Below are 13,365 nucleotides of genomic sequence, written 5' to 3'. Positions count from 1 at the left end.
TGGGGGGCAGAATTGTATCGGTTTTCGTTACGATCACAGACCCATACCCTCCTCGGCAGATAAACGTGCTGAGGAACCTCGATACATAATCATTCGATTCATTGGGAATTCGCAGACGGCGTTTCGTCTTCTACTCTTATGGCAATAGTTTTCCAAATAGAAACATTCATTCTGGTCCTCTTCTATCCAACAGCGTAGCAATGGCGCACAACGACGACGTATCACGTGTGCTTGCCGCATGTAGTGCGTGTAACTCAGTGTATGCAGCCCGACAGTGGCCAAACGGTGATATCCGAATCATCGGCCAACAAGGATGTTCTTGTGGCGAAGAGTCCTTCGAACTCGTCGACGACGAATCATCACTCGATACCGAATCTCCATCCGACGCCGACTCACCGACGAATACCGCGTCCCCGACGGACATCGACTCACCCGCAGACACCGAGTCGCCGACAGACACTGAGTCGCCGACAGACACCGAGATGAAGTGACGAGTATCCAATTCCACTCACGTTCGTTCTCAGTCGATCACGATTCACACTCGGGACGATTGGTTACTGGATAGCCCCGTGCCCGTCACTTCCGTGTTACTTCTGTCGTCTCGTTTCTCCTCGAATCTCGACGACAACGAAGGACGGAAGCCTTAGTACGCCAGCCCTGCGGTCCTCTAGTAATGCGTCTACGCACCGACTCGAGGTGGTGTCGATGATCCTCGACGATACCGACCGCCCCGCCGAGGAGTACGAGGAACTGATCGAGGGACTCGAGGACCTCCGAGAGGAGGCGGCGAACGAACCGATCAAAGTCGGACGACTCGACGGACTGTTCGACGAGGCGACGACCAGCAACCCGAATATCTGGAACACCGTGACGGCGTTTATCGACGTCGAAGACGGCGAAGCCGTCGTCACCGACGAATCGAAACTCGCCCAGGGCAAGTGGGCCCCCGAAATCGTCGACGACTGCGACGCGATGCTTACCGTCGATATCGACTACGGCCAGATGCCGGACGACTTCAAGTACGTCGTTCTGAAGAAGCTAGACGAGAAGATCGAGGTAGCCGAGGAGCGAGCGGAACGCGCTCGAGAGTGAACGAAGTAATCTCGCTAGAGAATGCGTTTACTATCACGGAGTGTCTTGTTGGATAGTTTTCCAATTATGTCAGGAAAGCCAACAGGTCTATATAGCCTGTCTTGCATTCTGAAAAGTAGATGACGACGTTGGTGCTAGACTACTCACGAGACGAGGCTAGAACGCTCGTGAAAGCCGCGTTTGAAATGGTGGGGAGCATCGAAACGTACTTCGACGATGGAATTCGGGTTACCGGTCGGACAGGTGGAAGTTTCGTTAGCTACGGTGAGGTAATCCGCGTCGAAATCCCAGAACAGCAATCGGACGACGACCGAACGATGATTTCAGTTATTGCCGAACGGGAGGTCGCGATGAACATCACTTCGAGACCTGAAGCATACAAATCCCAGTTCATCCAAAGTCTGGAGACGTTTCGAGGTCACGAAATCGAACACGTCCTCGAGGTACTGCTCGACGAAATTGGCGTGCAAACGAAGGAGGTGTACTCGCTCGAGCAGCAGGCGTCCGGTACGACGTTGGCTGGGTGGGTGATGATCGCATTGGTGGTCTTTGGGAGTCTCGTTGCGCTTGCGGCGTTTCCCTTGTTCTTCTTGTTCGCAGTAGTCCCACTCGCCGTGTTGGGATATTATTTCGTGGTAGCAACATGAACCGGCGGACTGGCCGAATTCTCCTGGCACTTGGGCTGCTCATGCTTCTGCTCGGACTCGTCATCCCGACGACGAGTACTGAAACATCTACCAGTTGTTACGACGACCCCTTCGGTCCCGGACAGGACTGTGTCGAAACCGAGTACGAATCGGTGAACTCGAGCAAGTTCGTCTTGCTGGGACTGGGGACGTTTGCAACGGTAATCGGTGGCATCGGGTTCTATTCGGGTCCGTCCGGAGGAACTCGTCGGTCTGTGACCCAAAACGAACCTCGGAGAGGGTGGGATGGCGGCTCACTCGAGGAACAGTTGCGAGAGCATCAGCGAAACAAAAAGAAGTGAGTATGATTCGGAACAGTCACTCTACTCTATTACTCGAAGCTACTCGGCGACAAGACGAACTACTCACCGACGGTAAACGATGGTTATAGTAACAGCTGAAACGGTTCACACACTGCTCGTGACGAACCTGCGAGCCGAGTTACGCCCCGTTCCGAGCGTCCTGTCGTTGGGCGACTCAGGAGGTCTAGTCTGTCGAAATCGCGTCCTCTCGTTGCTCGAGTTTTCGTCGTCGCCAGAGGTAGACGACGCCGGGGACGATGGCGACGATCCAAAAGAGCGAGACGAGCACGTAGAGCCACGTGTACGTCGGCCAGTCGGTGTGTGGACTGAGCGCCTTGCTGTCCTGGTAGAGCGCTATCGGTAGTGCAACCCACGAACCGAGCACGAGTAACCCGCCGATACCGGCAGGGAGGACGTTGAGAAAGACGACCGAAACGATCCACCCGAGCGTCGCCGCCCCGATGACCGTTCGCCAGCGAGTTTCGGGGACGAACGACGGGGAAGGCGAAGCGCGAGCGGTGGGGTGCTCGTGTCCAGGATTGGCCCGTGGCTCGGATCGATCTGTGTGCGCTTTTGACGCTTCTCGAGTCGCCGACTTGTCGTCGTTCAATGAGACGAACTCAAGGTACTCTGCGACCAACTCGGCAGCCTCGTTCTCGCCGAGCAAGTCGACGAGATCACTGCCGTCGACGAGTTTGACGTTGAGCCGCTGGGCCAACTCTCGCCCCTGGGCGGTGAATTCGTTGGTCGTAACGACGACGACCTTGTCGACGCCGTCGTACTGATTTTTGAGGCTCGCGTACTGCTGAATTTCCGGCGAGCCGACGGTCGTGTTCGGGCCGTAGCGTTTCGCCTGAATGAGCGTCGTCTGGTCGTAGGGCGTCGTTTTGGTGGCGACGACGTCGACCCCCTGGTCGGCAGCTTCCGACGAGACTTCAGTCTGCCACCCCATCTTCGCCCAGAGGTCGGCCACGAAATGCTCGAAGTCGTAGGGATCCATCTGCTGAAGCACGGCCTGGAGCTGTTCGGGACTCTCGACTGGACCGTCCTCGAAGGGGACCTCGGTGTCAGAGGACGGAGTGGCTGGCGAGGATTGACCGACGGGTTGGGTGGTACCGTCGGTCTGTTTCGACTCGTCACTCGAGTTCGTTCCTCGAGTCAAATCTCGAAGTTGCCGGTAGAACTCGCGATAAAAGACGTAGCGGAGCAACCGTTTCATACGAACCGCTAGCGTGTCGTGTCGAGTTATGTGTTCTCCTCTGGAAAGTCCTCGAGACAGTTACGGAGCTGTTGTGATTTGAGGTATACTGTGCATTTTGTCTGCGGTTAGATTTAGCGAAGTGCCACGAGAACAGACGTACAAGTAAACAGGTAATTTCCGCATACCGTCACTTCAATGGCAGGCTATGAGTATCGCACAGGTCGAGTGCACCTGTTGTGAGCGCTCACTCGAGGTCGACACGGAGTTTTTTCGGCGATATGGGGCCGATCCGTTCTGCGCTGATTGTCTGATTCACACCGTCTGCGATCAGTGCAACCGAGGGTTGCGTCTACAGCCCTCTCGATATGAGGAACTGAATGGTGATCCTGTGGTGTGCACGGACTGTGACCCACAGCCCGAAATTGAGCCAACTCGAGCACTGACGGAGACACCATCGTTCTGGCACGGTCTGACGACCGGCGAGAAAGTATTGTTTCCGCTCGTCGTTCTAATCGGTCTCGCCGCCATCAGTGCCACACTCGTCGATCCAGCGACGCCGACCAACGACGTCTCGAGAGTGGTCGCAACCTGTGCCATTATCGCCGTCTGGATCTATTCTCGAGGTCGAAAAAACGAGGGAGATGAGTGATACGTTCCCATTTACGAATGTCGTGGTAGTGCCACGACGATAATTGGCGAGGCTCACAAGCTTGTGAATTGCGCCGCAGAATAGTGGACTCGCCGGCACGCTCGACCAGTTCTCCGAGGAGGAGGGCTGCGACGAGTGCGATCCCGACTGCAAAAACTACCTGGACATCAGTCACTGGTACGTCCTATCGCTCATCCCAGGTCGGTGCCGGGTAGATAGGATCGGCTTCGCTGATCTCCTCTGGCCACACGAGTTGCCTGCCTGTGTCCGGCTGCCACTGATTGACGACCATCTCTCTCGGGATGGTGCCGTCTTCGTCGAACTGAACGGCCCCGTAGAGGCTCTCAAACTGAGTCTCGCGGATGGCGTCACGCACGGTCCTTGGCGTCAGCTCGTCGACGGCCATGAACGCACGCTGGAACGTCTGGACGACGGCGCTGGCGGCTGCGCTGTGGTATGTGGGTTCGTATTCATATCCGCTCTCGATGGCCGAGAGAAACTCGCTCGTGGATCCAAAGACGTCGTCCGCGGAGTCGACGGTAGGTACCCACGGCGACGGCCCGTACCAGTAGTCAGCGTTCGCTCCGGTCTGTTCCCTGAACGAGTCAGTGAGGTTGCCACCCGGCGCCCACGCCATGTCGACGTCCACGTTCTCGGTCGCCAGTTGGTCGGCCGCGATCACCACGTCGTCCTGATAGCCGCACAGGAGGAGAAGGTCCGCGTCGGTATCCTCGACGAGCGCGAGATACGTCGAGATGTCGGTCGTCTCATCCGGGATCATCTCGTCGACGACGACGTCGACTCCCGCCGACTGCAGGTTTCCGCGTGCGCCCTCCGCAACATCCTGGTTGAACGGATCCGCTTTGGCCAGGATCGCTGCCGAGGACGGTGGATCCGGCTGCGCCATCGCCATCTCGATACTCGTGGTGGCGTACGTGTCGGCGGTCGGTAACAGGCTGAAAATCCACTCGTTGTCGCGCTCGATTATCTGTGTGCTAGCGCCACCACCCGCAACCATCGGCCGCTCGGCATTCGCCGCGACGTCACTGGCTGGCAGTGTAATTCCACTCGAGTACGGCCCCACCAGGTAGTCGATCCCCTCCTGGTCGACGAGGTCCTGGTAGATGGCTTCGCTCCTCGAGGGGTCGCTCTCGTCGTCTCGCAGGACCAGCTCGAGCTCGTAGGTGGTCTCGTCGCCCGCGTCGACGCCGCCAGCGTTGTTGATGCGTTCTATGGTCAATTCGTACGCGTCCGCATACAGCCGTCCGAGGTCGGAGAGGTTGCCGGAGAGGCTCATCGAGCCGCCAAGCGTGATCGTGTCCGTCGGCATCTCGTCACCCCCGTTGTCTTCGTCGCTGCTATCGTCAGCCTCGGGGGTGGTGGCGGTTACCGTCGACTTGCCACTCAGACAGCCTGCAAGGCCGGCAACGCTTGCTCCCCCGGTCGCTTTCAAAAACCGTCGACGATTCGTGCTCCGCCGCTCCTGTCCACTGGCGTTTGATCTTCGCGACATCTTCCACTCAAACTCCCAACAAAGTTCGCAAAGTAGCTTTCCGGCGGTTAGCGCGAGTTTCATCGACCTGAACCTGTACTCAAGGAACGTCGACAGTACCGTCTCAGTGCTGACCGCGACGGTCGCTATCGTGTACACGGTACCCGGAAGCACCGCCTGCTCGTGGCGTCTCCAACGCCACTATCCTCTTCGATAGAGAGTCACCCGACGATGTTATTGATCGTGATCGCGACGAAGATGAGAATCACAATTTCGCTTACGATCCACGAATGTGTGTTCATCCATGTGCGAACCTTCGGAAGGAGCGTCTCCGCACGATCGCCGATCATAACCAGGGAAAGCGATGGAAGGGCCAGGAACAGCAGGGTCAGTAAGACGAATCCGGTAGCGTACCACAGCGGATCACCGTGACTCGCGAGATAGGTTCCGACGGTGATCGACGTAAGCACGTCGGTCGGAAAGAATCCCATCAATAGAAATCCGAGTTGAAACGAGAACTTCGGATTCGCGCTCTCGAGTTTGCCCATCCACGTCGGCGGCTCCGATTGCTCGCGCTTCAGGTAGACGTGCACCATCGCGGCGAGGAGAACAACGAGCACGAGCAGTTGCAGCATGCGGTTCGACCCGCCCTGACGAACGCCACTGCCGAAATAATACGCGAGCGTGACGACGAGACTGATCGAAAGGGAGGCACCGAAGACGAACGCAGCCGAATTCCGCCGCCAGTCCTCGCTCGTGGCCAGAAAGATGGCGCTGAGGATTTGCGGCCCACCGATCATGACGAATACCAGCGGGAGAATCACCAGGAAGTTCATCGTTCGAGGAGTACACGCATGATCGCGGCCTGTCCGTCGACACTCGAGAGTTTCGGCTCACGGCTATGGCTGACATCGATTGGAACACCACGGTTCGAGTATCGGTAGTTGTCAACTGTACCCATGCAACCTTCGATCGAATACACTTTCCACCGACATTATACCCCGCTCTTGAGAAAGAGGGTGTTGCTACAAGTACAGATAGACAATCGAGAACTCAGAGATGGTCACCCATCTACCACTATCATCGTGTCGTGAAACTATTCTCGAATCTTATCACTGTATTATATGGAACGCTGGAGTACGAACGTGTGAGTCGGTCCTAATCACTGCTGTGAGCCACTCAGAGAGGTATGAGCTATGAGCAACGAACCACCAGACACACCGGGAGGATCGGACTTCGAACCGCTACGAGCAACCCGCCGCGCCGCACTTCGCGGGGCGGGCCTCGCCGGATTGCTCGCGATGGGCCGCGCCAGCGCCCGCCAAGACGTCGGTATGCGACTCCACTGGCACCGCCGCGACCTTCGTGTGACCGACAACCCGGGACTGGCGGGTGACGACCGCCTACTCCCGGTGTTCGTTCACGATCCCGCGATACTCACCCACGGCGCGCCGCCCGTGGTGTCGTTCCTGCTCGATGCGCTCGACTCATTGCGCGAGCAGTACCGCGATCAGGGCGGCGAACTGCTCCTCGCCCGCGGCAATCCAAGGGCGGCGCTTCCCGCCCTCGCCGCGGCTTGCGACGCCGATGCCGTCACTTGGAACCGAGACTACTCCGGACTGGCGAGCGAACGCGACCGTGCGGTCGCGGCGGCACTCGCTGACACTGGCGTCAGCGTCGGCGTTGAGCGGTTCGGCGGCACTCTCCTCCACGAACCAGAGCACATCACGACGAATGACGGGAGCCACTACTCCGTCTTTTCAGACTTCTGGCGAGAGTGGCGCAACCAGGAGAAGGCCGCCCCCGTCGCCGCGCCGGTTCGCGGTGCCGTCGTCGACCCCCGCGATCGCCTCGGCGAGGAGTGGCTCGACGAGGCCTCCGGTGCCGCCGGCCCGCTACCGTCACTCGCCGACCTGGGTTTCAACGAACCTGAAGCCGACGTGCAGCCTGCGGGCACCGACATCGCCCACGACCTCCTCGCCGACTTCCGCGAGGACACTATCTACCGCTACGGGGACGACCGCGAGTTCCCCGCCCGGGAGTCGACCTCGCGCCTCTCGCCGCACCTGAAGTTCGGGACAGTCGGCGTCCGGACGGTTTGGAAAGCCACTGAGGACGCGGCGGCCACTGCCAGCGACGGAGACGCCCGGGAGTCGGTCGAGACGTTCCGGCGACGGCTTGCCTGGCGGGAGTTCCACGCGCACATCCTCGACGCGCGTCCCGACGTCGTTACCGAGAACTACCGCGAGTACCCGAACGAAATCCAGTGGCGTGACGATCCGGAGGGGCTTCAGGCGTGGAAGGACGGCGAGACGGGATATCCGTTCGTCGACGCCGGGATGCGACAGTTGCGCGACGAGGCGTGGGTTCACAATCGCGTCCGGATGGTGGCCGGCTCGTTCCTCACGAAGGACCTGCTGATAGACTGGCGCAAGGGGTACGACTGGTACCGTCGAAAGCTTGTGGACCACGACACCGCTCACGCCGCTGGCGGCTGGCAGTGGGCTGCCTCGACGGGAATACACGCCCAGCCGTACTTCCACTTCTTCGACCCCGTGACCCAGTCGGAGAAGTACGACCCGGACGGCGAGTACGTCAGGGAACACGTCCCCGAACTCCGGGACGCGCCGACCGACGCCATCCACGAGTGGCCTATGCTAGATGACGAGAAACGCGCCGTCGTTGCGCCCGACTATCCCGCCCCCATTGTCGAGTACGGCGAGCATCACGACCGCGCAGTCGAGGCGTTCGAGGCCGCGCGCGGCGACGGCTGACGGCGCCGCTTCTCGCGTGCCCCGTCAAGAGTACGAGGACACGGTGTGGCTGGTTTTCATGGGGCAGAGATACCGAACCGACGAAACTCCAACGTCAGGCCGAACAGAACAGGTACAGATAGTCGATCGAGGATGTAGATATATGATTAATCTAACACTTTCACCACATCATGAATTTCTTCTCGAGTATCGCCGCTGTATTATATGGGATACTGGAGTGCGAATATGTGAGCCGGTCCCAACCACTATAGGCCACTCGGAGAGGCACGAGTCATGAGCAAAAAAACAGATCACACGACGCCAGAATTAGACGTCAAACTGCTGCGGTCACCGCGTCGAACCGCGCTTCGCGGGACGAATACTCACCAAGGAATCCCGGATTCAGACGAGACAGTTGATGGAGTGCACCAGTTCAGCACCCGAACGCTGACACGCCGCGAGGCCCTCCAGAGAGGGGGAATCATCGCAGGCGGACTCACACTCGGTGGACCGACGGTGACGCGGACAGTCGCTGCCGATCGAGAGTCCGAAGCGAGCCATGGCAACGACACGGATGCCAGTGTCGCAGCGATCGCAGAAGACGCGTACCTCTACGGACTCCAGCAGGTCATCTTCTACGTGACGCGCTTCAACTACACGCAGAACGAGGACAGCGACGTCTTCGTGGGAATCAATCGGTTGTACTATCCCAACGAGGGCCGACCGATAACGGCCGACTTCACGGCTGTGGTCAGTCCGAACGCCACCACCCTGTACGGGCAGGGCGTCCTCGACCTACAGGACGACCCCGTCGTCATCGAGATGCCCGAAGTCACCGACCGCTACTTCTCGCTGGAGTTGATGAACCAGTACGGGATCTACCCCCTCTACGCCGGAAATCAGTTCACCGGCACTGACGCGCGGTCGTACCTTATCTTGCCGGACGACTACGAGGGCGAGATTCCAGGCGACTTCGCCGCAACAGACGTCGTCCAAACAGGGACGAAGACTCTGTTAACCGAACTCCGGTACGCGCTGCGCGATCCCACGGATGAATCCGAAATCGCGTACATCAACGACCTGCAGGAGCAAACGACCATCACCCCGCTCAGCGAGTGGCTCGAAAACGACTGCTCGGGCGTGCCGTGGGCGGACCAGTCAGTCATCCCCGGTGACTACGAGACGATCCCGCGAATGGCAGAGCTGACAGAGCAGCAAGTCGAAAATCAGACCGCAGCGGACTTCTTCACCCTCCTCAATCTCGTCCTGAACGACCCGAGCATGCCGCTCATCGACGACTCCCGCAAGGAGGCTGCGATGCTCGAGCGACTGGAGCAGGTCGGAATCGGCCCGGGACTGGCGTTCGACTGGTCCAGTCTCGAAACCGACGTCCAGGAGGCGCTGACCAGTGGGTTCGAGAGCGGGTTCGAGCGCGTCAGAGCCGCCGCGGTGGAGGCCAACGGCGACGTCATGGTCGATATGAACGGCTGGAACGTTCTTCAGAACACGGGGGACTTCAGAACCGACTGGTTGACCCGGGCCGCCATGGCCGACTTTGGTTTCGCAGGCCCCGACTCGCCCGCGTCTCACGCCGCTGGGTTCAAATTCACCGACGCGAACGGCGAACCACTGGACGGATCGAACCAGTACACCATCACGTTCGACCTCGAGGACATGCCGCCAGTCACCGAGTTCTGGGAGATTCCGATCTACGACGCGCAGGGCTACTTCGTCGAGAACGAACTCGATCGGTACAGTATCAATAGCTACATGCTCGAAGAAGGGCTGTTGGACACCGACGGTGACGAACTCGTTATCTACGTACAGCAGGAGGAACCGGCCGATCCCGAGCAGGCGACGAACTGGCTGCCAGCCCCCGAAGGGGGCATGCGCTTCGCGGCGCGGTTCTACGGCCCCCGTTGGTCGGTGGTTGACGGGTCCTACGACATGCCCGAGGTCGTCCCTGCGGAGGAGTGGTAGCTTCTCCCTTCATCCTCGACTAGACCGTTGCCGTGCATTTTCTGTATCCAGCATGCGGGTTTGACAGCGGCTCGGGAGTTCGGTCAGAATCTGCTGAATAGACGGCTCGACCGCAGCACAAACTGATTGTTGTGATCGCTCGCTACAAGTACAGAGGGGCGATCGCGAAGTCAGGGCTAGTTGTCAATCTAATACCACCATCATGTCCTGAAATTATTCTCACGTATCGTCACTGCTTTATGTGAATTGCTGGTGTGCGGTTGTCTGAGTCGGTCCCAACCGTTGCAGTGGGTCACTCAGAAAGACACGAGCCATGAGCGACGAACCACCAGACACGACGGCAGAATCGGACTTCGAACCGCTGCGGGCGACGCGCCGCACCGCGCTTCGCGGGGCAGGTCTCGCCGGAATACTCGCGCTAGCCAGTGGCAGTGCCACTGCCAGCCAACAGTCCTCGGAGGCGAACACCCAGCAGACGGACCAGCAGTCGTCAGCAGCTGACGAATCGATCCCGGTAACGTGGGAGAACTACCCTCGTGCCAACTGTCACGTTGCGTTCCAGTCAACCGTCGACTTGGGCGGGTTCGGGCAGTTCTACCATCGCAGAAATGTCACCCCCATCGAAGATCAGTTGGTCGTCGGGGAGAACCGTGACGTGATCGCCTCACTCGGGGTGTTCGATCTGACCGAGCCGGTCACCATCACGCTGCCGGACAGCGGTGACCGATACATGTCGATGAACGTTCAAGACGAGGACCAGTACGTGAAGAACTTCGCCACTGACCCCGGCGGGTACACGATAACACGAGAGCTCGTAGACACTCAGTATGCTGGCGTCCTGGTCCGGACGTTCGTCGACCCGACTGACCCGGCCGATCTGGAACAGGCCCGGCAACTCCAGGACGAGATCGAGGTGAACCAATCGTCGGCTGGCTCGTTCGAGATCCCTAACTGGGATCAGCAATCGTACCAACGACTCACAGCCGCGCTCATACCAGTCGGATTCACACTGGACGATTACTCGGGCGCGTTTGGCGACGTCGACGAGGTCGACCCCGTGAAGTTCTTCATCGCCAGTACGGCGGGGTGGACCGGCGTTCCGGAGCCAGAAGCAGCGTTCATCCTCCAACGGATTCCTGCCCAGAACGATGGCACGACGCCGCATACACTCACCGTCGAGGACGTCCCCGTCGACGGGTTCTGGTCGGTCACCGTCTACAACAGCGACTTTTATTTAGAGGAGAACGAGTTCGACGCCTACACAGTCAGCAACGCGACTGCAGAGCGCGCGGACGACGGTAGCGTCACGATCCATTTCGGTGGTGACCCCGACCAGCCGAACTTCATCTACACGCCGGAGGGGTGGAACTACACGGTCCGGCTCTACGAGCCCCGCGAGGAGATTCTCGACGGGAGCTATCAGTTCCCCGAAGCCCAGCCGGTCGAGTGACGCGAACGCAGCCATCGATGTTCTAGCGTCTGAATCGGCGTGACTCGACCCTCGCTCATCTACTTAGCCTTCTTCTCTTTCTCGTCCTTCTTGCAGTCTTTCTCGTCTTTCTCTGGTTCGTCTTCTTTCGGCTCCTCTTCAGGCTCTTTCTCCGGTTCGTCTTCGTTTGCTTCCGCTTCGTCCGGCTCAACGTCCGCTTCGTCCGGAAGGGAATCCTCCGTGAGGAGGATCTCGAACGGCTCATCCGCGGGTGCCCTCTCTGGCTCGAGGTAGCCAATCGCGAACGCGGAGTAGACGGTTCCGCCGGCGAGAGAAACGTCGACTTCGAAGACGCTGGCCTCTCGGTCGCCCGCCGGATAGATCTCGAGCGTATACTCGCCGTCCGGGACTTCGACGTAGCCGGATTCACCGAACGCGACGTTCTCGAACAGCGCGTCCCCGTTTTCACCGGCAACGACGTCCACCGGGGGCGCATCGGGTGAGGCGTGGAGGACGCGAACGCGAGCGGTACCCGGATCGACTGGGCTGTTATCGTCGTCGAGAAACAGCGCCTCGAGGGGCTGGTTTTCGGCGGCCACTTCGCCGATTACTGCGAGGAGACCGTCGACGGTAGGGTCCTCGTCGTCGACCTCGACGGTCTCCTCGAGCACTGCTTCGGCCGGGGCTTCACCGGCGGGAACGACCTGAATCGTGTACGTGCCAGGCGGGAGGTCGCGATAGTCGGTGACCGTCCCGTACGGGATCCCCTCGCGGACCTGCTCTCCGTCGACATAGATGTCGACGTTGGGTGCGTCGGGCGAGAGGTGTGCAACTCGAGTCTGGAAGTCGGCATCGGTTGGCTGGTCGGTCGGTTCGTCGTCACTCGAGGCGGCCGTAGTACCTCCGACGCCACTAACCACCACGAGGCCGCCGCCGGTCTGTATAATTTGCCGTCGGCTCACGCCATTTTCAGTCATACTGTCATCGACGGCGATATCGGTAATAGTGCAACCACTTGCAGGCATAGGCCGATGCAGTTCCGAGCCTCGATATCGAACGCGTTGGGCTTTCCGAGCGAACCACCCGATATGAGAGAATCTGGACACGTTCACGCCCTGACGTCGCTGTCGAGTACGGCAACCTCGAGCTGCCAATCACGTCCACATCCGCCGAGACGGAACGTGGCCTCATCCTGATCGACGTCGGCCCCGAAGGGATCACCGATGTCCTCGAGGTCTACCTCTCGGATCTGGGCTGTCGTCGACGGCTTTCCGTTATTGACCCAGTCGTGCGCTTTCCGAAAGGTGGTAAGTCCGTAGTACGGCTTCAGCCCGTACTCGTCGAAATTGAGGTAGGCGTCGAACTCGTGGTATTGGGTCTCGAGGAACTGCTGGGAGGCCACTTAGACCACCTCCTCCGTACATCCCCGGCGCGTGGGATCGGCGGCTGTCTCGAGCGGCGCACTGAGACTCGTCTCAACAGCAGGTTCAACACACTCGAGGTGGTCGTCACGCACGCCCGATTACCCCCGCTACCGCTACTCTTGCGTCGCTGGTGATCGGATTCGTAAACCGAAGCAGTGCGCCGCAAAGGGCCAAGGTAGCCTTGGAACAGTGAACGGCCCTCGTGGTTGCTTTTCGAGTCACGGCCGACACCTCCCATCCTCGAGCGCCGCGCAGCGCTTCTCGGGATAGTCGATCTCGCAGCCGCAGAACTCACAGATCAGTGGCGCGCGTTCGACGCCGTTCGAGCGTCGAATTACGCTACCCACCTCGATTCCC

The 13,365-nt window shown here is 59.5% G+C and carries 12 protein-coding genes; 7 read left to right on the top strand and 5 right to left on the bottom strand.

The window, feature by feature from the left end:
- Window positions 1-705: 705 nt before the first annotated feature.
- The 3 genes from BLW62_RS03205 to BLW62_RS03195 all read left to right on the top strand — a co-directional run bounded on the left by BLW62_RS03205 (window position 706) and on the right by BLW62_RS03195 (window position 2,080).
- Window positions 706-1,092 carry a hypothetical protein gene (locus BLW62_RS03205; protein WP_090505073.1) on the top strand — a complete coding sequence of 129 codons (387 nt, stop codon included), beginning with the start codon at window positions 706-708 and terminating at the stop codon, window positions 1,090-1,092.
- 119 nt (window positions 1,093-1,211) lie between these two features.
- A complete protein-coding gene (locus BLW62_RS03200) occupies window positions 1,212-1,739 on the top strand; it encodes a hypothetical protein (RefSeq protein ID WP_090505070.1) in 528 nt (175 codons plus the stop codon).
- Window positions 1,736-2,080: a hypothetical protein gene (locus BLW62_RS03195; protein WP_090505067.1), complete on the top strand. Its 345-nt coding sequence runs from the start codon at window positions 1,736-1,738 to the stop codon at window positions 2,078-2,080. Before BLW62_RS03200 ends, BLW62_RS03195 begins: the two co-directional genes overlap by 4 nt.
- 184 nt (window positions 2,081-2,264) lie before the next feature.
- Here the strand turns inward: BLW62_RS03195 and BLW62_RS03190 are convergent, their stop codons facing one another.
- Window positions 2,265-3,299, bottom strand: coding sequence for a restriction endonuclease (locus BLW62_RS03190; RefSeq protein ID WP_090505061.1), 1,035 nt, complete (start codon window positions 3,297-3,299; stop codon window positions 2,265-2,267).
- A 373-nt stretch (window positions 3,300-3,672) separates the two neighbouring features.
- On the opposite strand from BLW62_RS03190, the gene BLW62_RS18920 reads away from it, so the two are divergent.
- The gene (locus BLW62_RS18920) at window positions 3,673-3,930 is read left to right on the top strand and encodes a hypothetical protein (RefSeq protein ID WP_245726656.1); all 258 of its coding nucleotides are present in this window, start codon (window positions 3,673-3,675) and stop codon (window positions 3,928-3,930) included.
- 184 nt (window positions 3,931-4,114) lie between these two features.
- Here the strand turns inward: BLW62_RS18920 and BLW62_RS03180 are convergent, their stop codons facing one another.
- Both BLW62_RS03180 and BLW62_RS03175 read right to left on the bottom strand, forming a co-directional pair.
- Entirely contained in the window at window positions 4,115-5,443 is a 1,329-nt protein-coding gene (locus BLW62_RS03180; RefSeq protein WP_090506396.1) for an amino acid ABC transporter substrate-binding protein, read from the bottom strand.
- A 200-nt stretch (window positions 5,444-5,643) separates the two neighbouring features.
- Window positions 5,644-6,258 (bottom strand): GAP family protein, encoded by a 615-nt coding sequence (locus tag BLW62_RS03175; protein WP_090505056.1) that lies wholly within the window; start codon window positions 6,256-6,258, stop codon window positions 5,644-5,646.
- Between the two features lie 498 nt (window positions 6,259-6,756).
- Here BLW62_RS03175 and BLW62_RS03170 point away from each other — a divergent pair, with 498 nt between their 5' ends.
- The 3 genes from BLW62_RS03170 (at window position 6,757) to BLW62_RS03160 (ending at window position 11,605) form a co-directional block, all read left to right on the top strand.
- The gene (locus BLW62_RS03170) at window positions 6,757-8,196 is read left to right on the top strand and encodes a cryptochrome/photolyase family protein (protein WP_090506395.1); all 1,440 of its coding nucleotides are present in this window, start codon (window positions 6,757-6,759) and stop codon (window positions 8,194-8,196) included.
- 273 nt (window positions 8,197-8,469) lie between these two features.
- On the top strand, window positions 8,470-10,155 hold the full coding sequence (locus tag BLW62_RS03165; protein WP_245726655.1) for a DUF1254 domain-containing protein: 1,686 nt from the start codon (window positions 8,470-8,472) through the stop codon (window positions 10,153-10,155).
- A 313-nt stretch (window positions 10,156-10,468) separates the two neighbouring features.
- On the top strand, window positions 10,469-11,605 hold the full coding sequence (locus tag BLW62_RS03160) for a DUF1214 domain-containing protein (RefSeq protein ID WP_090505053.1): 1,137 nt from the start codon (window positions 10,469-10,471) through the stop codon (window positions 11,603-11,605).
- 59 nt (window positions 11,606-11,664) lie between these two features.
- Here BLW62_RS03160 and BLW62_RS03155 read toward each other — a convergent pair whose 3' ends face one another.
- Both BLW62_RS03155 and BLW62_RS03150 read right to left on the bottom strand, forming a co-directional pair.
- Entirely contained in the window at window positions 11,665-12,561 is an 897-nt protein-coding gene (locus BLW62_RS03155) for a DUF4397 domain-containing protein (protein WP_090505050.1), read from the bottom strand.
- A 131-nt stretch (window positions 12,562-12,692) separates the two neighbouring features.
- Window positions 12,693-12,986: a DUF7845 domain-containing protein gene (locus BLW62_RS03150; protein WP_090505047.1), complete on the bottom strand. Its 294-nt coding sequence runs from the start codon at window positions 12,984-12,986 to the stop codon at window positions 12,693-12,695.
- Window positions 12,987-13,365: the final 379 nt, after the last annotated feature.

This window comes from Natronorubrum sediminis, assembly GCF_900108095.1.
GTDB classification, from domain to species: Archaea; Halobacteriota; Halobacteria; order Halobacteriales; family Natrialbaceae; genus Natronorubrum; species Natronorubrum sediminis.
This window is presented reverse-complemented; position numbering and strand designations above follow the sequence as displayed.